The sequence below is a fragment of the Bacillus sp. z26 genome (assembly GCF_058313635.1).
In genome coordinates this window covers 739,025-758,943 of record NZ_JBZFQM010000002.1, presented here as the reverse complement: position 1 = coordinate 758,943, position 19,919 = coordinate 739,025, and the positions used below count along the sequence as shown (strand labels likewise).

At 38.4% G+C, this 19,919-nt stretch carries 17 protein-coding genes; 15 read left to right on the top strand and 2 right to left on the bottom strand.

Annotation, left to right across the window (positions count from 1 at the left end):
- Positions 1 to 54 precede the first annotated feature (54 nt).
- From mgtE to AC4G3K_RS08765, 13 genes are all read left to right on the top strand, one after another.
- Positions 55 to 1,416 carry a magnesium transporter gene (gene mgtE / locus AC4G3K_RS08825; RefSeq protein WP_491133084.1) on the top strand — a complete coding sequence of 454 codons (1,362 nt, stop codon included), beginning with the start codon at positions 55 to 57 and terminating at the stop codon, positions 1,414 to 1,416.
- Positions 1,417 to 1,521: 105 nt separating this feature from the next.
- Positions 1,522 to 2,301, top strand: a complete 780-nt coding sequence (gene fabI / locus AC4G3K_RS08820) for an enoyl-ACP reductase FabI (RefSeq protein ID WP_491133082.1) — start codon at positions 1,522 to 1,524, stop codon at positions 2,299 to 2,301.
- A gap of 275 nt (positions 2,302 to 2,576) precedes the next feature.
- Entirely contained in the window at positions 2,577 to 3,596 is a 1,020-nt protein-coding gene (locus tag AC4G3K_RS08815) for an ABC transporter ATP-binding protein (protein WP_491076551.1), read from the top strand.
- A complete protein-coding gene (locus AC4G3K_RS08810) occupies positions 3,574 to 4,569 on the top strand; it encodes an ABC transporter ATP-binding protein (RefSeq protein ID WP_491076552.1) in 996 nt (331 codons plus the stop codon). The genes AC4G3K_RS08815 and AC4G3K_RS08810 overlap by 23 nt, the downstream gene beginning before the upstream one ends.
- Positions 4,570 to 4,582: 13 nt before the next feature.
- Complete coding sequence (locus AC4G3K_RS08805; RefSeq protein WP_491076553.1) at positions 4,583 to 6,181, top strand: ABC transporter substrate-binding protein; 1,599 nt, start codon at positions 4,583 to 4,585, stop codon at positions 6,179 to 6,181.
- A 75-nt stretch (positions 6,182 to 6,256) separates the two neighbouring features.
- Positions 6,257 to 7,264: an ABC transporter permease gene (locus AC4G3K_RS08800; RefSeq protein ID WP_491076554.1), complete on the top strand. Its 1,008-nt coding sequence runs from the start codon at positions 6,257 to 6,259 to the stop codon at positions 7,262 to 7,264.
- A 16-nt stretch (positions 7,265 to 7,280) separates the two neighbouring features.
- Positions 7,281 to 8,180 (top strand): nickel transporter permease, encoded by a 900-nt coding sequence (gene nikC / locus AC4G3K_RS08795; protein ID WP_491076555.1) that lies wholly within the window; start codon positions 7,281 to 7,283, stop codon positions 8,178 to 8,180.
- Between the two features lie 165 nt (positions 8,181 to 8,345).
- A complete protein-coding gene (locus AC4G3K_RS08790; RefSeq protein WP_491133079.1) occupies positions 8,346 to 8,915 on the top strand; it encodes a CotO family spore coat protein in 570 nt (189 codons plus the stop codon).
- 366 nt (positions 8,916 to 9,281) lie between these two features.
- Positions 9,282 to 9,752 carry a sporulation protein gene (locus tag AC4G3K_RS08785; RefSeq protein WP_491133078.1) on the top strand — a complete coding sequence of 157 codons (471 nt, stop codon included), beginning with the start codon at positions 9,282 to 9,284 and terminating at the stop codon, positions 9,750 to 9,752.
- A gap of 12 nt (positions 9,753 to 9,764) precedes the next feature.
- Positions 9,765 to 10,244, top strand: a complete 480-nt coding sequence (spoVAC, locus tag AC4G3K_RS08780; RefSeq protein WP_491076558.1) for a stage V sporulation protein AC — start codon at positions 9,765 to 9,767, stop codon at positions 10,242 to 10,244.
- A gap of 1 nt (position 10,245) precedes the next feature.
- Positions 10,246 to 11,262 carry a stage V sporulation protein AD gene (gene spoVAD / locus AC4G3K_RS08775; RefSeq protein WP_491076559.1) on the top strand — a complete coding sequence of 339 codons (1,017 nt, stop codon included), beginning with the start codon at positions 10,246 to 10,248 and terminating at the stop codon, positions 11,260 to 11,262.
- A gap of 22 nt (positions 11,263 to 11,284) precedes the next feature.
- Positions 11,285 to 11,641 (top strand): stage V sporulation protein AE, encoded by a 357-nt coding sequence (gene spoVAE / locus AC4G3K_RS08770; RefSeq protein WP_491076560.1) that lies wholly within the window; start codon positions 11,285 to 11,287, stop codon positions 11,639 to 11,641.
- A 186-nt stretch (positions 11,642 to 11,827) separates the two neighbouring features.
- A complete protein-coding gene (locus tag AC4G3K_RS08765) occupies positions 11,828 to 15,583 on the top strand; it encodes an AAA domain-containing protein (protein ID WP_491133076.1) in 3,756 nt (1,251 codons plus the stop codon).
- A gap of 394 nt (positions 15,584 to 15,977) precedes the next feature.
- Here AC4G3K_RS08765 and AC4G3K_RS08760 read toward each other — a convergent pair whose 3' ends face one another.
- Complete coding sequence (locus AC4G3K_RS08760; protein ID WP_491133074.1) at positions 15,978 to 16,691, bottom strand: GNAT family N-acetyltransferase; 714 nt, start codon at positions 16,689 to 16,691, stop codon at positions 15,978 to 15,980.
- A 171-nt stretch (positions 16,692 to 16,862) separates the two neighbouring features.
- Here AC4G3K_RS08760 and AC4G3K_RS08755 point away from each other — a divergent pair, with 171 nt between their 5' ends.
- Positions 16,863 to 17,018, top strand: coding sequence for a YjcZ family sporulation protein (locus tag AC4G3K_RS08755; RefSeq protein WP_491133073.1), 156 nt, complete (start codon positions 16,863 to 16,865; stop codon positions 17,016 to 17,018).
- Between the two features lie 186 nt (positions 17,019 to 17,204).
- Positions 17,205 to 17,462, top strand: a complete 258-nt coding sequence (spoVIF, locus tag AC4G3K_RS08750) for a sporulation-specific transcription regulator SpoVIF (protein WP_491076563.1) — start codon at positions 17,205 to 17,207, stop codon at positions 17,460 to 17,462.
- A 68-nt stretch (positions 17,463 to 17,530) separates the two neighbouring features.
- On the opposite strand, the gene AC4G3K_RS08745 is transcribed toward spoVIF, so the two are convergent.
- The gene (locus AC4G3K_RS08745) at positions 17,531 to 19,843 is read right to left on the bottom strand and encodes a UvrD-helicase domain-containing protein (protein ID WP_491133071.1); all 2,313 of its coding nucleotides are present in this window, start codon (positions 19,841 to 19,843) and stop codon (positions 17,531 to 17,533) included.
- Between the last annotated feature and the right edge of the window lie 76 nt (positions 19,844 to 19,919).

Here is a 19,919-nt window from a genome sequence, read left to right as displayed (position 1 = left end):
AAAGTATAGCAGATACGTTGCAGAACGATATAAAAAGAGAGGGTGACCTCCAGTATGGACATACAGGAAAGCAAGCAAAGAGATATACTACAAACCTTAAAAGAAGAGAACCTTCAACAGTTTCGGAAAATATTTTTGGGAATTCATCCATATGATCAAGCGCAGTTTTACGCGAATTTGGATGAAAAAGAAAGGGCTAACGTTCATCATTTTCTATCACCGGACGAAATGGCAGAACTTATCGGAAACCTTGCTTATGAGTATGAAGATGAAGTTATAGAAAAGATTTTAGCCGAAATGGATCCTCGCTATGCTGCTTCCATTCTAGCAGAAATGCATACGGATGATGCTGTAGATCTGCTTAGTAATCTGGATAAGGAACAAATGATAAGCTATTTGTCTTTAATGGATGAAGAGCAATCGCAAAATATCAGGCATTTGCTTCATTATGAAGAATCAACAGCAGGCAGTATCATGACAACTGAATTTATAAGCATTGGTGAAAATCAAACAGTAGGCTCTGCTATGAAATTAGTGAGAAAGGAAGCTCAGGATGCTGAATTAATTTACTATATCTATGTGTTGGACGAGGATCATAAATTAACTGGGGTTCTCTCTTTGCGGGATTTGATTGTGGCGGATGATACTACAATGGTTTTCGAACTAATGAACAGACGGGTCTATGCAGTAAAAGTAAGCGATGACCAAGAAAAAGTAGCTCAGAAAATGAGAGACTATGATTTTGTTGCGATACCGGTTATCGATTTTCAGCATCATCTGGTCGGTATCATTACATTTGATGACATGATTGATGTCATGTATGAAATAGCTTCCGATGATTACTCAAAATTGGCTGGTGTGTCCGATATGGAATATTTGGATAAAAGTCCGATTTCATCTGCTCGAAAAAGGCTTCCTTGGTTAATTATATTACTCTTTTTAGGCATGATTACGGCTAATTTAATAGGTCAATTTGAGGAAACTTTATCAAAAAAAGCGATCCTAGCTGTGTTTATTCCTTTAATCGCAGGAATGGCAGGTAATGCAGGTACCCAAAGTTTGGCTGTGATTGTACGAGGAATTGCTACCGGTCAAATCGAAGATGAAAACAAGCTGAAACTTCTGTGGCGTGAAGCTGGAACAGGCCTAATAACCGGCATATCATGCGGAATTGCAGTAACAGTTGTTGTTTATGTTTGGAAAGGAGAACCTATCCTGGCGTTGCTTGTTGGAATATCTATACTGGTATCATTAATTGTTGCTACATTAGCGGGAAGCATGGTGCCTTTATTGATGCATAAAATGAATATTGACCCTGCCGTCGCTTCAGGGCCGTTTATTACAACAATTAATGACTTAATCAGTATTCTGATCTATTTTGGAATGGCTACCATTTTTATGGGGTATCTTAGATGATATATTTAGCCGAAAAACAGATAATGGTTGCGATTCTTCCTTACTTAGTTTAGATTAGTAGTAGGTACTAATAACATGTATTAATTTTAAGGAGGAATCCTTCGTATGAACTTAAGTATGGATGGGAAAACCATTGTTGTTATGGGTGTAGCAAATAAAAGAAGTATCGCATGGGGTATAGCTACTTCACTCTACCAGGCTGGTGCAAAATTAATTTTTACATATGCCGGAGAACGAATGGAAAAGAGTGTTTATGAGCTTGTAAACAGTTTAGAGGGTGGAGCAGAGACTTTTGTCCTGCCATGTGATGTAACCAAGGATGAAGAGATTGAACAGTGTTTTGCTTTAATAAAAGAAAAGTATGGCAAAATAGATGGAATCGCACATTGTATAGCCTTTGCAAATAAGGAAGAGCTAAAGGGCGAGTATATGAATACAACAAGAGATGGATTCTTATTGGCTCAAAATATTAGTTCATATTCATTAACAGCCGTTGCGAAAGAAGCAAAAGATATCCTGAATGAAGGAGCCAGCATTATTACTCTTACTTATCTTGGCGGGGAACGGGTAGTTCAAAACTACAATGTGATGGGTGTGGCAAAAGCCTCTCTTGAAGCAAGTGTTAAATACTTGGCTAATGATCTCGGACCCAAAGGTATAAGAGTGAACTCTATATCTGCCGGAGCAATTAGAACCTTGTCAGCCAAAGGTGTCGGTAATTTTAATGAAATAAGAAAAGTGTTTGAAGAACGGGCCCCATTACGCAGGCAAGTAACTCAGGAAGAAGTGGGAGATACAGCATTATTCCTGTTCAGTCCATTATCCCGTGGGATTACGGGTGAGAATATCCATGTCGATTCAGGATATCACATTCTAAGTTTATAACTAGTAATGACTACTCTCCATGGCGGAGCGGTTTTGATAACCGTTTTGCATTGGAGAGTTTTTTTGTCATTTCACTTCTGTGCAAATAATGGGAGAATAATTAGAACCTCAGGCATCGTTGCAGAATCCCTTTATTTATTCACAAATATAATAAAAATGTAATTTAATTCTAATAAAATGATAGTCAATTGGGAAAAGCTGTGACATAATTAATCATAATATTTAGAATATTGTAATAAAAAATTACATAATAACCGAACACAGGAGGGAATGGCTTGGAGGACTCTGTGGTCTTAGATGTAAAACATTTATCAGTCTCATTTAGGGAAAACGGAAATCTGGTTCCGGCAGTTGAGAATATAGATTTCAGGCTCCATAAAGGAGAAATACTTGGCATTGTAGGAGAATCCGGAAGTGGAAAAAGCTTGACTTCTTTATCAATTATGGGGCTGCTTCCACAACCGCAGGCTATTGTTGATTCCCAATCTGTCATTAATTTTGAAGGGGACAATTTATTAAAAAAATCGGAATCAAAAATGAGAAAAATCCGCGGTAATCAAATTTCTATGATCTTTCAGGAACCGATGACTTCCCTTAATCCTTTGTTCACAATCGGCCAACAAATGATTGAAGCATACAGGCTGCACAGAAATGGCAATAAAGTACAGGCGCGGACCGAATGCATGGAAATGTTAAAGCAAGTAGGGCTGCCCAGGGCTGCTGATTTAATGAAAAATTATCCTCATGAATTATCAGGAGGAATGAGACAGAGAGTTATGATTGCGATGGCCATGGTCTGCAAACCAAACATATTGATTGCGGATGAACCAACTACGGCTCTAGATGTTACCATTCAGGCCCAAATCCTTAAGTTGATGAAAGATTTAAACAGTCATACTGAAACGTCAATCGTTCTCATCACTCATGACCTTGGAGTAGTGGCTGAAATATGTGACCGGGTTCTTGTTATGTATGCAGGAAAAATTGTGGAAAAAGGAACGGTCAGGGATATATTTAAAAACCCTAAACATCCATACACAAAAGGATTGTTGAAATCCGTACCTGATATCCGGCAGAAAGACAGTAAATTATATTCGATTCCCGGTAATGTGCCAAAACCAGGGATGATTCAGAATGGTTGTGTTTTTGCTCCGCGGTGTGAATATGCCATGCCCGCCTGTGCTACAGTGGATCCGGTTTTACAAAAGGTATCTCCTGAAAATCAATGGGTAAGATGCCTATTATATCAGGGGCAGGAAGGAGGCATCATTCATGACGGAGCTATTAAAAGTTGAAGGCTTGAAGAAGTTTTTCCCGATTAATGGGGGTATTTTGAGCAGGAAAATTGGTGAAGTAAAAGCTGTAAACGACATTTCCTTCCATGTGAAAAAAGGGGAAACCCTTGGGATTGTTGGAGAGAGTGGCTGTGGAAAGTCAACGACTGGCAGATTATTAATGAGGTTGATTGATCCAACAGAAGGAAGTATTGTCTTTGAGGATAAGGAAATTATGTCTATGTCAAAAAAGCAGCTTAGACAAGTGAGACGTGATATTCAAATGGTTTTTCAGGATCCTTATGCATCATTAAATCCGAGGCATTCCGTACAGCAAATATTAGAGGAACCTTTAATTGTTCATGGTATTGGCAATAAGAAGGAGCGGGCAAATAGGGTGGCAGAAATGATGAATGTTGTGGGACTCAATTCCTATCATTTAAAACGTTATCCTCATCAATTCAGTGGCGGTCAGCGCCAGCGGATTGGCATTGCCCGAGCCCTAATGACAAAACCTAAATTAATCATTGCAGATGAGCCAGTTTCTGCGCTTGATGTATCTATACAGGCTCAGGTATTAAACCTATTAAAGGATATCCAAAAAGAATTCGGACTTACTTATATTTTTATCGCACACGATCTGGGGGTTGTCAGGCATATCAGTGACCGCGTGGGAGTCATGTATTTAGGTAAAATGGTAGAGTTGTCTGGCAGCGAAGAGTTATACGAACATCCTCTTCATCCGTACACTCAAGCTTTGTTATCTTCAGTGCCCATACCAGACCCAGATATTAAACGTGAATCTATCATCTTAACTGGAGACATACCAAGCGCATCCAATCCGCCGCGTGGTTGTGCTTTCCATACTAGATGTCAGCATGCAATGGAAGTTTGCAAGACTATTAACCCTGTATATCAGGAAATGAAAACCGATCATTATGCTGCTTGTCATCTCTATGGTGAACATGACAGCAATGATAATAAACAAATATAAGAGGGGGTTTCATATGAGGAAGCTTTTATTATCTATGGTCAGTGTTCTGATGCTAAGTATTGTACTGGCAGCATGTAATTCTGGCGACAAGGAAACTGAGGGTGGAGGAAGTGAAGAGAAAGGAAATACAAAAGATACACTTGTTTTTGGACGTGGTGGAGATTCTACTTCTTTAGATCCGATTACGACAACCGAAGGGGAATCATTTAAAGTCACAATCAATATTTTCGATACATTATTAACTTACGGTAAACAGGATACTACACTGCAGCCTGGATTGGCTGAGAAATGGGAAGCTTCAAAAGATGGCCTTTCTTATACATTCACGTTGAAAAAAGGCGTTAAGTTCCATGATGGTACCGATTTTAACGCAGAAGCGGTCGTTTTTAACTTTAACCGATGGATGAATGGCGATGCTGATCAATTCCCTTATTACAGCATGTTTGGCGGCTATAAAAAGGATGAAGGGCATGTTATTAAGGAAGTAAAAGCAGTTGATGAATCGACTGTTCAATTTACATTGAAGCGTCCTCAGGCGACCTTCCTTAAAAACATCGCTATGAGCTGTTTTGGAATTGCCAGCCCTACTGCAGTTGAAAAAGATGGTGATAAATTCCGGGAAAACCCGGTTGGTACCGGACCATATAAATTTAAAGAAAAAGCAAATGACAAAATCGTGATTGAAAAGAATGAAGATTATTATGTAGATGGAGAGCCAAAATTAAAAACAATTATTTTCCGTACAATTCCTGATAACTCCGCCCGATTGAATGCATTAACAAGCGGTGAGATTGATTTGATGGATGGTGTGAACCCATCGGATCTTGAAACGATTAAAGGGAATGCGAACATTCAAGCAATTGAGCGCCCTTCCATGAATGTAGGATATCTAGGATTTAATGTAACGAAAAAACCTTTTGATAATCCAAAGGTACGCCAAGCTTTAAGCCATGCCGTGGATAAGCAAGCTATCATTGATGCTTTCTATTTAGGAATGGCAAAACCAGCGAAAAACCCTTTGCCGGACTCAGTTGAAGGCTATAATGATGAAATTCAGGATTATGAATTTGATTTAGAAAAAGCAAAAGAATTATTAAAAGAAGCTGGTTATCCGGATGGATTTACAATGGATCTTTGGGCTATGCCAGTTCCGCGTCCATATATACCAGAAGGAAAGAAAATTGCAGAAGCGATTCAGGCAAATTTCGAGAAAATAGGGGTTAAGGCAGAAATTCAGACTGTAGAATGGGCTACATACCTTGAAAAAGCTACAGCAGGTGAGTTCCCAGCCTATATGCTGGGCTGGACAGGTGATAATGGAGACCCTGATAACTTTATCTATACATTGCTTGATAAAGACTCTATTGGCTCCAATAACTATTCCTATTATTCAAATGATAAGCTCCATGACATATTAATTGAAGCGCAAACAATCGTGGATCAGGATAAACGAAATGAGCTATACAAACAGGCTCAGGAAATTATCCATGAAGATGCGCCGTGGATTCCACTCGTTCACTCAACGCCTATATTGGCAGCATCAGCTGATTTAACTGGACTTGTACCGCATCCAACCGGATCCGATATTTTAAAAAATGTAGAATTTAAGTAAAACTGGTTAAGTAAGGGCGCCTTTATATGGATAGATTCATATAAGGGCGCCAGTTTATTATGGGGGTGCATACAGATGTTTTCTTATACTCTGAAAAGGATTCTGTCTGTTATACCGGTTCTGTTTGGAATGACGTTGATTGTATTTGCCATCGTCAGAGCCATTCCTGGAGATCCGGCACAGGTTATTTTAGGACAAAGAGCAACAAAGGAGTCCATTGCCGTATTAACTCAGGAGCTTGGATTGGATAAAGCTTGGTATGTTCAATACATAGATTATATTAAGAATTTATTTACTGGTGATTTGGGCACTTCTATTAGAACGAATGCAGAGATTACTAATGAGATTTGGCCGTATATTGCTGCCACTCTAGAATTGACGTTTGTTGCGATGATCATTGCCATCGTCATCGGCGTAAATGCTGGCATCATCAGTGCGTGGTTTTCAAATTCCTGGTTTGATTACTTAGCGATGATCTTAGCGTTAATTGGGGTATCCATGCCCATTTTTTGGCTGGGGTTGATGGAGCAGTGGGCTTTTTCTCTGCAGCTGGGCTGGTTACCGACAACGGGACGTGAAGATATCAGAGATCCAATCAATGCGATCACTAATCTATATTTGCTAGATACATTGCTGCAAGGTAATTTTGACCAATTTATTGTGACCATCAAGCATCTGATTATGCCAAGTATTGCGTTAGCAACTATTCCAATGGCCATTATTGCAAGAATGACAAGATCAACTATGCTGGAAGTCATGCAAGCTGATTTTATACGTACTGCTCGTGCAAAAGGTGTCAGTATGTTTTGGGTAGTGTACAAGCACTCTTTGAAAAATGCATTTATTCCGGTTTTAACTGTCATAGGGCTGCAAACAGGCTTACTTCTTGGAGGAGCCATTCTGACAGAAACCATTTTTGCTTGGCCAGGTATAGGCAGATATTTATATGAAGCGATAGGCTATCGGGATTATCCTGTGATTCAGTCAGGTATTTTACTGATTGCTGCTGCATTTGTTTTTATTAATTTAGTTGTCGACCTCCTTTATGCTTTGGTCGATCCACGAATTAAATACTCCAAATAAAGGGTGGTGTAAGGCATTGGGGGAATTGGTACGAAATACAGGTGAAACACCATTGATAATGGAAGAAAAAGTGATTTCTCCATGGGGGGAAGCATGGGCTGCCTTTAAGCGTAACCGTTTGGCAATGGTGGGTCTGGGAATTGTTTTATTCTTTATTTTATTGGCATTATTAGCTCCGATTATTGCTCCTTATGGATTTAAGGAGGTTAATTTAACCGACCGTTTAAAACCGCCATCTGCCGAGCATTGGTTTGGAACAGATGACTTTGGGAGAGATATACTTTCACGTATATTATATGGCGCACGGATTTCCTTATCGGTAGGTTTCTTCTCTGTACTGGGTTCTGTCATTGTTGGTTCGATACTGGGGCTTGTTGCCGGATATTATGGCGGATGGATTGATACGGTTATTTCTCGTTTTTTTGATATCCTTCTTGCCTTTCCAAGTATTTTATTGGCAATCGCGATTATTTCTATTTTAGGACCATCTCTGCAAAATGCCCTGATTGCAATCGCAATTATTAATGTACCTAATTTCGGACGTCTCATAAGATCAAGAGTACTGAGTGTGAAACAAGAAGAATATATTATGGCAGCAAATGCAATAGGTATGAAGGATTCAAGAATTATCTTACGTCACATTTTGCCAAACAGCATGACACCAATCATCGTTCAGGCTACTTTGGCCATTGCTACAGCGATTATTGAGGCGGCTGCGCTTGGGTTTCTCGGATTGGGGGCCCAGGCACCAACACCTGAGTGGGGAAAAATGTTGGCGGATTCGAAGGGTTTTTTAGTTCAGGCTCCTGGTACACTCTTCTTTCCAGGTTTAGCGATCATGTTAACAGTGCTTGGATTTAATTTATTAGGTGATGGATTGAGAGATGCCCTGGATCCTAAAATGAAACAGCGTTAGACTGTAAAAAAAGGATAGTAATCTGCTACTCCCAATTGTTAGTTAGGACTGCAATTGGGAGTTTTTTTCGTGGATTTGTATGGAAATCCGTTTTGAATCTGAAATATCCTCAAGTTAATACACATATACATAATAAATAGACTGCAGGCATAGGAGGGGAAAAGGATGAAACATAATGAAATCAACAATCCATTGCCGGCAAATGCCTGGCTAGATAAGGAACAAATCATGGTCCGATTACGTGAAGAAGAAATAGTAGAAATTGATGACTTTTTTACAAATGTTGCGACAAAAGAATTGATGCATAAAGTAAATCAGTCGGAGGAACCGAATGATCATATTGAAAATTTGAAAGATTCACTTGAAGGTCAAGATGATGAGGAAATATCGTTGCAGCAACCGCCTCTATTAAGCTTTGGTATTGAAAAAAAGAACGCAACAGAACTTCCAAAAGAACAAGAATCTAATTTGCCAGAACCAGTTGAAGTGAATGGAAAAAAGAAGCGGAAACGTATGGAAGATATGTCTAAGGATGAATTGGTGGCTTATCTGACAAAAATGCCGCCACTCATGCCAAGCCCGGTCTGTGATTTTATAGTGGAAGATGGGAAGAGGTTAAGGGGGACCGTTGAAAAAGTAAAAGGAGAGTATATCTATATTAAAGTTGCTTTTGGTAAGAAGTGGATTAAATATACATTGAAGCAGATAAAAGATATTAAGATCGTCCGATTTTAAAAAATACAAATTAGTTTTTGGATTTTCTGGTTATTTATAATAGACTAACCATCCCTTCCTACATACGTATACTATTATGAGTCCTAATTTGGGAAGGAGGACCCTTTAATGAAAATACAAAAACAAAAAGGAACAGAAATCAAGAGGACACCTTCAAAGCAAGTAAAAAAAAATTGCGGATGCACAAAAAATAAAAAGAGGATTCGCTTGCAACCGTAGCCTGCTGTTTAATCAGCGGGCTTTTTTTGTTTAGAAAAATCTAACATACTCAAGTAAGTTTCCCCTAGAATTAGTGGATAAAATGCAGTTTTTTACAAACAATACAGGAAAATGATTTTAATATAAAGTGAGGGGGTGAAAAATGCTATGCAAAAGAGGGTTTCTTCATTTTTAGCCATAGCAATGTTTTTCACAATGATAAGCGGGTGTTCCGGTGATTCAAGCAGTAAGGAAGCCAGAATGTCGCTTATTCAGTCTGTGGATCAAGACCCGGTCTACCTTGGTGACAGTTCAAAGGCACCATTAGAAGAAATAAAAAAGAAAGTAGCTTCCCATAAAGAACTTTATGATGTGGCTGTTGTTCAAAAGGATAAAGATATTTTGGTGGCGTACAAGGTTAAGCATATGCAGCGTTTTCACATGAAAAGTATTGAAAGTAAATTGGATAAGGAATTAAAGAAAAACTTTAAATCCTTTAATTTTACTGTATCAAGTGATATGAAAATATTTCTTGAAACAGTCGAGTTAATCGTGAACGTGAAGGATAAAGGATACCCCAAGAAAAAAGCTGGAAACTGGTTTGATAAAATAATGAAACTACAGAAGGGTATGGCATAGGCAGGTGTACATATGGCAAATAAAAAGAATAAGAAACTAACCCCTGAACAACAAAAATATAAAGAGCTGGAACAAAAATATGAAGCAAAACGCCCAGTTGTAAAGAATTGTATTAAGGCATTTTTTGTAGGTGGTTTATTTTGTCTTCTAGGACAAGTTATAACGTATATGTATATATTTTATTTTAATTTTACTGAACAAACAGCCAGTAACCCAACAGTGGCAACGATGATTTTTTTATCGATGTTATTAACAGGCTTTGGGGTTTATGATCGGATAGGTCAATTTGCTGGAGCGGGAAGTGCTGTTCCGGTTACCGGATTTGGTAATGCAGTCATTTCAGCAGCAATTGAGCATAGAACAGAAGGATTTGTACTTGGGGTAGGAGGAAATATATTTAAATTGGCTGGAACTGTAATCCTATATGGTGTTTTTTCAGCATTTGTCGTTGCATTAATAAAACAAATCTATCTAATGGTTATAGGAGGTTAATATGCTAACTGGTAAACAAACTTGGATATTAGAAAATCAACCGGTCATTTCCTCCACAGGCGTGGCTGTCGGACCATTTGAAGGCAACGGCAATTTGGCAGATGATTTTGATATCATTCATGATAACCTTTGGCTTAATGAAGAATCATATGAGAAAGCAAGTCGTGTATTATTAGAAGAAGCCGCTCAAACAGCTTTGGAAAAAAAGAATCTGCAAACACATGATATCCAGTATTTCTTTGCTGGTGACCTTATCAACCAAATCACACCCACCAGTTTTGCAGCCCGAACATTGGGAATTCCGTACTTGGGTTTATTCGGTGCATGCTCAACAACCACTGAAGGCTTGGCGCTTGCGTCCTTTATTGTTAATTACGGTGGTGCCAATAAAGTATTGGCTGGTGCTTCTAGTCACAATGCCGCTACAGAAAAGCAATTTAGGTACCCAACAGAATATGGGGGTCAAAAACCACCAACTGCTCAATGGACTGTTACGGGAGCTGGTGTTGCCTTAGTTGAGAAAAATGATAAATCTCCTGAAAGTAAACTGGTTGTTACGAGTGCAACCATAGGCAAGGTTGTTGATATGGGATTGAAGGATCCGTTTAATATGGGAGGCGCGATGGCACCTGCTGCAGCCGATACGATTTATCATCACTTCAGGGATCTAAAACTTCCTGATGATCATTATGATTTAGTCGTAACAGGAGATCTAGGGAAAATAGGCCATGAAACTGCACTTGATTTATTAGAGCAGAAGGGTATAAAGCTCGATAAAGATAAATTTAGGGATTGCGGATTATTGATTTATAAAGAAGATCAGCCCGTACAATCAGGAGGAAGTGGAGCAGGTTGCTCAGCGTCAGTTTTATACGGCCATTTACTGAATGAAATGCGTAATGGCAGATATAAACGAATTTTAATGGCAGCAACGGGAGCTCTTCTATCTCCCCTGACATTCCAGCAAGGAGAATCTATTCCTTGTATAGCACACGCAGTTGCGATTGAAAGACTATAGCGCTTGAAAGTGAGGGATATATATGCTGGCAATGTTTTTTTGGGCCTTTGTTGTAGGAGGCATTATTTGTGTGATTGGACAGCTTCTATTTGATGTAGCAAAATTAACGCCTGCTCATACCCTTTCGACATTTGTTGTCATTGGAGCTATATTGGGTGGTATCGGGTGGTATGAACCGTTATTGGATTTTGCAGGTGCTGGGGCTTCTATTCCGATTGTAAGCTTTGGAAATTCGCTTGTAAACGGTGCTTTAGAGGAGGCAGATAAGCATGGCGTGATTGGCGTGCTAACGGGAATGTTTAAAATTACATCATCAGGTATAACGGCAGCGATCGTCTTTGGATTTATCGCAGCCTTGATTTTTAAACCAAAAGGTTAATGAAAAATCCCCACTAAGCATAATTATGAATGGTGGGGATTTTTTTGTATTTTTTTATTATTCTTTTAGTATTACATCCCATTGAATTTAACAATGAAATAAGAGATATTATTATATAAATTACTTTTTATGGGAGCATATATGGTTCCTTTTATGATGCGGATTTTCTGGAAAGAAGGTTAAACGGTGAAAGATAAACTAATTCATATGAGAGATAAATTAAATAATATTAGTCGTCGTAATCGCTCCATAAGATTATTAAAGATATACAATAAGTGGAGCTTTGATTTGACTGAATTAGATAAGTTATCTGCTGATAATAAAAATAGTAGTGAATCTATAGTAAAAAAGATTGTAAAACAATATAAAGATGAAATTGTCTTGCTTAAGGCAACAAAAAGAAATGAAGATTCCATGGTGATGTCAAAAAAATTGACTGATCTATTACGGAATATAAAAGCCATTGAAGAAGAAACTGGTGTCCATGACTTTTATTTGGGCTTCCCTTTTATATCTGGAACCCTCGCGGATGGGACATTTTTTCAAGCTCCTTTATTCTTATATCCCATCCGTTTAGAAAATAGCAGGTTAAATACGAATAAATGGATAATTCGAGTAGAAGAAGGTGGTCCGCAGATTAATCGGACCTTATTTCTAGCTTTTAAGAAATTTAACAGAGTAGATTTTACTGAAGATTTCTTTGAAGAGGCTGCTGAAATTGCTAAGTCATATGATATAGAACAATGGAGTTTGTTCTTTGAAAAATATGAATTAAATCTATCCTTTACGAATGATGGGCTGACAAAATTAAAAGAGTATAGGAAGGAAGATATCCCTGAAACAACTGGCATCACTTTATTAGAACATGCGATTATCGGGAACTTTCCACAGGGTGGTTCTTCAATTGTCAAAGACTATGATGCAATGGTAGACCTAACAAACGAAGCTGCACTATCCTCACTGGTGAGTGAATTGATTGATCCACAAGAGCTTGAATGTGGAGATGTTGAGGTTGATGAAATGAATGGAAATACTCCTTCTGAAGAACCGGATATACTGAATCTGCTTGTTACAGATGGGTCCCAAGAGGAAATTTTAAAAGAAGCAAGATACAAGAGAGGACTTGTAGTCCATGGGCCTCCAGGTACGGGAAAATCACAGGTAATTGTAAATTTAATCACCGATGCACTGAGTCAGGGAAAGAAAGTATTGGTGGTTTGTCAGAAAAGGGCTGCTCTTGATGTAGTCTATCAACGCTTGGATAGCCTAAAGTTAACCAACCATGTAGCTTTAGTTCATGATGAAAAGGTGGATCGCAAGCCTTTATATAACAAAATAAATGCTGTTCTTGAGAATAATAGAGTCATGTTTGAACGATCGAAATCTGAGTTGGAATCTGCTTCAAAAAGTTTAACGGAGCATGAAAAACTTTTAAACCAGATTGCCAAGGGGCTATATGAGTATCAGAACTATGGATACCGTTTATATGATCTTTATGGAAAAGCAGCTCCATTAGATGATATGACTAAAATGTTGAACTTAAAACCAGTGTTGAATCAATTGAACAAAGATGTCTTAGTTGATATAAGTGAAAAAATATACAGCTATGCCGAGTGGTATGAACGATTTGGCGGTGAGCAATACGAACTGAAAGACCGTAAATCATTTGCACGATTTACGATTAAAGATAAGCTGGAATTGGTAGATTTGCTTAATGATTTGATTGAAAAGGCGAAGAACGCATCTGGTTATTTAAATTCATTAGACTATAAAAAAATCACTCCTGCCTACACATGGCTGATGGAAGATAAGTTAGCAAAGATATATCCGGACTTAGAGGATAATAACAAAAAAACGTTGCAAAGCTTGAGGATTTGGTGGTGGACCTCCTTTCCCGGTAAATCAATTCTCGAGGAGCTATTAGAAGGTGAAAAGTTTAAAGGAACAAACTCAACAGAGTGGGTGAAAATTAAGCAAGCCCTTATGATCATGAATCAATTAGGGAATGAAACAAAGAAGATGTCCGAGGAAATCGACCGCTTAAAAAGATATTTCGATGATAAAGTGCTTGAACGTTATCAAAGCAGAATCGCGGAAGGTGATATTCCATTACAAGAATTAGATAAAATATTAGAATATGTTCACCAGGATTTTGAGGACCTTCAACAAATGGATTCTTATTGGGAAGATTGTTCAGAGCTAACAAAAGAAATCATCCAAGAACTTATAGAGAAAGGTATCGCTTCAGATCAAGCTTTACCGGAATACTGGGTTCATTTATTTAAAAACTCGACCTATATTCATTGGATTGATGAAACGGAAAGCAAATATCCTGAGGTTAAAAAAATATCAACGAGTGAATATTCAAGGATAAGGGAAAGATTCGGCCAATTGATTGAGCAGAAAAGGGTGGCTGCAAATCAATATTTAATTCATCAAATGACCCAATCTGTCGATGAGCTACAGAAAGTTTTCCCGAAAGAATTAAGGAATCTAAAACATCAGGTAGGAAAAAAGAGAATGATTTGGCCACTGCGCAAATTGGTCAATGAATTTTCCGGTAAAGGGCTGGTGAAATTAATGCCAGTTTGGCTGGCCTCACCTGAAATAGTGTCTTCTATTTTCCCATTAGATGATCAATTATTTGATTTAGTTATTTTCGATGAAGCTTCTCAATGTACAGTAGAAAGCGGTCTTCCTGCTGTTTTTAGAGCAAAACAATTAATAGTTGCAGGAGACGAAAAACAATTGCCACCTTTTAATATGTTCCAGTCTTCTATTGTTAATGAAGACGATGAAGAAGAGTATGAAATTGATGAATCGCAAAGTTTGTTAAATTTGGCGAAAAGGAGATTTCCGGAGAAAATTCTTCAGTGGCATTATCGTTCCAAATATGAGGAACTAATTAACTTTTCGAACCACGCTTTTTATAATGGACACGTTCAGATTGCTCCTAATGTTGAACCGTTAAAGGATCCTCCAGCAATCCAATGGAAAAAAGTAAATGGAAGATGGATGAATCAATCTAACGAAGTAGAAGCAATCGAGGTATATAAACTCTTAAAAGACACATTGATTAATCAGCCAAAAAAAACGGTCGGTATCATTACATTTAATGCAAAACAACAAACCAAAATACTGGATATCATCGAAAGATCAGCAGCAGAAGATCAAGAATTTAATGTTGCTTATAATCAAGCGATGGCAAAAGAACTGGATGAAAGAGTTTTTGTTAAAAATATTGAAAACGTCCAAGGGGATGAAAGAGATATCATTATTTTCTCTGTTGGCTATGCTAAAAACGAAGAAGGGAAGGTTTATAACCGCTTCGGTATGCTAAACCAATACGGGGGAGAAAATAGATTAAATGTTGCCGTATCAAGAGCGAAAGAACGCATAATCGTGGTATCAAGCATCGAACCAGAAGAATTGAATGTTGCGAACACAGCACAAATTGGGCCGAAGCTTCTTAAATCCTATTTAAAATATGTAAGGGCGGTTTCTAAGAATCATAAGGCTGAAATAGATTCGGTTGTCCAGGAAATCAATGAAAATGTCAACACACATGTACAAGAACTAGGACTGCATTTTGACTCGCCTTTTGAAGAACAAGTTTATAAACAGCTAAGAAATTTGGGTTATGAAGTAGCTACACAAGTAGGAATGTCAGGATACAGAATTGATATGGCCATCGTTCATCCAAATGATTCTTCAAAATATATATTGGGAATTGAATGTGATGGGGCCATGTACCATAGTTCTGCCAATGCAAAAGAACGAGATATCTATCGTCAGCGATTCCTCGAAAGCCGAGGTTGGACGATTGAGCGAATCTGGAGCAGAAACTGGTGGAAAGCACCTAGTAAAGAAATCGAAAGAATTGATCAAAAGGTCAAGGAATTAGTAAGAAGTGAAGAGGTAAAGAAAAAAATCAGCCTATGACCCACCTATAAATCGCCCTTACCCGACTTATACCCGGGGTAAGGCGATTTAAGTGTGTGTGAAAGGCCGGAGGAAGCGGCTATGGAGTACCTATGGACCGCCTATGCCCGGGCTATACCGGGGTGAAAGGCGGATCAAGTATGGGTGAAAGGCGAGAGAAAGCGCCTATGAAGTATATATGGACCGCCTATGCCCGGGCTATACCGGGGTAAAGGCGGGTCAAGTGTGGATGAAAGACCGGAGAAAGCACCTATCGAGCACCTATGCCTGTGCTATACCAGGGTAAAAGCGGGTCATGTATGGGTGAAAGGCGAGAGAAAGCGTCTATAAAGCACTAAAACCCCGGCTTAGCCGGGGTTTTCTTGTATTTTACTGGAAAGATATCATAATGTAATCAATAAGTTGATGAGCTTGTGTCCTCTACAAGATTGTCTCGAGGGGAAAGAGCCGGAGAATTCATACAATCCTCAAGGATATTTAAGGAAATCTTATTCATTTTATAATATTTTTCATAATAGATTACTCTAACCATTTGTTCATAAGGAAGTTCATCCACTTCGGTTAACGGTTTAAATGCCAGATATAAAGGCACAGGAGTTTGTCCATTATATAAGGGAGGCTGAACATACGGATAGTCTTTTATTGGTAAATACCCGTTATGATTGAAAAATTGAAGTCGATTTACATTTTCTTTGTATTCTTCTTCATTATCCGCATCTACTTCTCTTTCGGTTTCGAGGAAAATCCCCAGTAAAGTAGGGTGGCCAGCATTTCTGGCATCTAGAGAGAGTAATTCCTCTATTTTTAGTAATGTTTGTTTTCCTAAACCTTTCCCGCGTTCTTTCGGATCAGCCGCTATATAAACAATATATCCACTATTTACATCAGCTAAATAATGAGAGGTTACAAAGCAAATGACTCTCTCGTCTGATATACCAACTAAAAAATGAAAATGGTTGGGGGGATTTTTTTCACGTTGCCTGATGGACTCATAAAAAACGTTATGGTCCTCCCGTACATGTTCAGGAAAGCAAGAATCATATAAAGCTAATGTTTCCTTTAACAGTCTATCCTCTAAATGGGTGATTTCTTTCCATTCTATAGTCATGATGCAGGACTCCTTACTGTTTTCTTTAAGTGTAAAAGATAGGATTGTGACAGTTCAAGGGTTTATACCCACTATGAAAAATTAGGTATTTGTGAATGGAGATTAGCCCAAACAGAGGAAACACTTTTGACATATGTTATGAGTGTACTAAGCGAAAGCGAGGTGACTTACATGTTTGGTTGTTATGGATACGGCGGCGGCGGTGGTAACTGCGGCGGCTATGGATACGGTGGCGGCGGTAACTACGGTGGTGGTTATGGATCTACTTTCGTCCTAATCGTTGTACTATTTATCTTGTTAATTATTGTTGGCGCTAGCTTCTGCTAATAATGAAAGTACAAAGAAGAGGCCTTAAAACCTCTTCTGTGCCAATACAATAATCACACATTTACAACTGGTAAATGAAAGCAAGGGATTCAGCTTGGTCTGAATCTCTTTCTTGCATGGAGAAAAGAGGTTCACATTTCTAGAGCAACACTCATATTATAGTTGTAACGAGAAGGAGGCGGAAATATGGATAACGGATTCTTTAAAAATATGGAGAAGAAAACTGGCGTAAATATGAAAGATGTAATGGAATTGGCTAATTCCTTACAAAATGCAAATTTTAAAGATGAAAGAACAGTCCGCGGTGTCATTAAGAGGGTATCGCAAATTGCCAATAAACCTGTACCGAAGGATGTAGAGGATCAGTTGGTTCAATCCATCATAAAAGATGGGAAATCACTGGATTTCAATACAATTGCCAATATGATGAATAATAAAAAATAAGAGTAAAGGAGCCACCTTTACATAGGAAGCTTATTCTGTTTTCTAATTATCCAAGCCTGCATTCCTGGCTATTTGGAAATCAATGCTTCTTTGTAAGATGGCTCCCCTTTTAAAATGGATAAGAAACGTGAAGCTCTTGCCCGCTTTGACCTTCTATATTCCGGTATGGATAGATATAAACCCTCGCGTGCGCGTGTCACAGCTACATATAATAAACGTCTTTCTTCCTCCAAAGGTTTACGGTCTCCGTCACGCCAGGATTCGAGAGCATAATCATGTGGCATATTTCCATCTACACAGCCAAGGATATAAACATATTTATATTCAAGGCCTTTTGAACGGTGGATTGTGCTCAGTTGGATGGCATTTAAGGTTTCCCTGGATATCGTTTTAATTTCTTTTGCCATGGCTGACATATGGTCAGCATGCAGAATAAAGTCTTCAACGGAATCGAATCGTCTTGCTGCAATTTTTGTATCTTTAATATCATCTGATCCTTTGTCCATTTTATTTCCTTCTTCGCCCCGTTTTTTGAGGTAAGCTTGAAAGCCGAGTTCCTTTTCAATCATTTCGATAGCAGTTGAGGGGGATAGATCCTTAAGTAAACCAATAACGGAAACAGCTTTATCTATTGCCCGCTTTTGAAATGGTTTTAAATTGTTGATAAAACGCAGTGCCTCGAGCAATGAACAATCATTTAAGATAGATAGGGCCTTGGCGTCCTGAACTGCCGACTTTTTTAAATACAGCGGCGGCAATAAATCCTGCAGCATTCCAGGGTCATCTGGATTTATACTCGCTTTCATAAAAGCAAGTATACTGCGTACGGTCTTTCTAGTATAAAAGGAGTCATAGTCTTGATCGACACGGAATGGAAGACTCGAAGATGCAAGTTTTTCAAAAATAGCACGGCTCATTGTATTGGTACGATAAAGAATTGCAAAATCGTCAGGTTTAGCTCCATTCCTTATTTTTTCGGTCATGTCAGTCATAATCATGATTGCTTCAGATTCTTCATCGAATGGATGAAACAAAACCGGCGATGGGGATTGGTCATGTGTCGCAACCATTTTTTTAGGTGTCCGAACTTTATTTTGCGATACAATTTTGTTGGCCGTTTGGATAATTTTATGACCAGAGCGGTAATTAGCCGTTAAAATAATTGTTTCAAGATAGGTGTAATCGAGCTTTAAATTATGCAAAAAAGCTGAATCACTGCCACGGAATGAATAGATTGCCTGATCATCATCTCCTACAAAACAAGCATATTCTGCTTTCGCAGCAAGTAGTTTAACAATCTCATATTGTACTTTATTAATATCCTGGAATTCATCAACTAAAAAGTGTTTAAACCGATTGTGATATAAATCCAGCACTTCTTTATTTTCCTTCAAAAGCTGATAACAGCCGGTTTGCATATCATCAAAATCAAATTTACCGTTTATTTCTTTATAAGATTCATATTTTTTATAAAGTTCCAGGCAGCTGAAATCCCAGTCATCAGTTGGATGAACATCCTGAGGAGAGAGGAGATCATTTTTCCATCTGCTAATCTGCTGCAATGCCTGATCAAATGCAAATTCTCGTTCATCGATTCCTAATTCTGAAGCAGCCATTTTTAGAACATATTCTTTTTCTCCATCAAATTTTATCAATTTACTTGAATGCCATTTTTGAGGTTCATGCCGTAAAAGAATTCGATAAAAAATAGAATGAAAGGTGCCTGTAAATACATCCTTCAGCATGTATGGTGTGACGCCAGGCATTTGTTGCAGCCGTTTTTTCATTTCGGCAGCTGCTTTCGATGTAAAGGTAACAAGCATCACCGATTTGGGATGTGCTTGTTTTTCTATTAGTAAGAAGGCTGTACGAGCGGTTAAAACACGAGTTTTTCCGCTGCCCGCACCTGCAAGTACAAGTAAATGCTTTGCATCCGTAGTGACAGCGCTCGCTTGTTGATCATCCAGCAACCATCCGTGTTCCTTCAATATGCTGATAAAGGGATGGCAGTTATGCACCCCCGGTAAATGCTTTTCATTATATACAGGCAGATTCGTGATGGACTTTGGACCTTGCCAAATGGATACTTCCGTACAATCGATAATGGACCTTGATTGTGGTAGACGAAATCCACCATATTCCACGGAAGCCTCATTCACTGCCAGATTCGTTTTCTCAGTTTGTTCCACACATGGTGGCCGTGAAGAATCGCGATGAGTAAAATACGGCTCTTCATGAATTCCAAGATACATATAGACAGGTTGACCACAATAATCACATTGAAGTTCACCATTTTTACCAGCTTCATGAATACGACCAAATGCCTCCTTCGGCCATGTCAGTAAAGAGATAGATTCGTTTTTCCAATTAGCTGTTTTCATCATATTCCTCATTTATATAAAAAATTTTAATCACGACAGACAAATATCATCTTATCAAATCGAATCACATAATACA

Bases quoted from the DNA above. Each gene is read 5' to 3' on its own strand.
- mgtE (WP_491133084.1), top strand. From the start codon at position 55: ATGGACATACAGGAAAGCAAGCAAAGAGATATACTACAAACCTTAAAA.
- fabI (WP_491133082.1), top strand. From the start codon at position 1,522: ATGAACTTAAGTATGGATGGGAAAACCATTGTTGTTATGGGTGTAGCA.
- AC4G3K_RS08810 (WP_491076552.1), top strand. From the start codon at position 3,574: ATGACGGAGCTATTAAAAGTTGAAGGCTTGAAGAAGTTTTTCCCGATT.
- AC4G3K_RS08805 (WP_491076553.1), top strand. From the start codon at position 4,583: ATGAGGAAGCTTTTATTATCTATGGTCAGTGTTCTGATGCTAAGTATT.
- AC4G3K_RS08800 (WP_491076554.1), top strand. From the start codon at position 6,257: ATGTTTTCTTATACTCTGAAAAGGATTCTGTCTGTTATACCGGTTCTG.
- AC4G3K_RS08790 (WP_491133079.1), top strand. From the start codon at position 8,346: ATGAAACATAATGAAATCAACAATCCATTGCCGGCAAATGCCTGGCTA.
- AC4G3K_RS08785 (WP_491133078.1), top strand. From the start codon at position 9,282: ATGCAAAAGAGGGTTTCTTCATTTTTAGCCATAGCAATGTTTTTCACA.
- spoVAC (WP_491076558.1), top strand. From the start codon at position 9,765: ATGGCAAATAAAAAGAATAAGAAACTAACCCCTGAACAACAAAAATAT.
- spoVAD (WP_491076559.1), top strand. From the start codon at position 10,246: ATGCTAACTGGTAAACAAACTTGGATATTAGAAAATCAACCGGTCATT.
- spoVAE (WP_491076560.1), top strand. From the start codon at position 11,285: ATGCTGGCAATGTTTTTTTGGGCCTTTGTTGTAGGAGGCATTATTTGT.
- AC4G3K_RS08760 (WP_491133074.1), bottom strand. From the start codon at position 16,691: ATGACTATAGAATGGAAAGAAATCACCCATTTAGAGGATAGACTGTTA.
- AC4G3K_RS08755 (WP_491133073.1), top strand. From the start codon at position 16,863: ATGTTTGGTTGTTATGGATACGGCGGCGGCGGTGGTAACTGCGGCGGC.
- spoVIF (WP_491076563.1), top strand. From the start codon at position 17,205: ATGGATAACGGATTCTTTAAAAATATGGAGAAGAAAACTGGCGTAAAT.
- AC4G3K_RS08745 (WP_491133071.1), bottom strand. From the start codon at position 19,843: ATGAAAACAGCTAATTGGAAAAACGAATCTATCTCTTTACTGACATGG.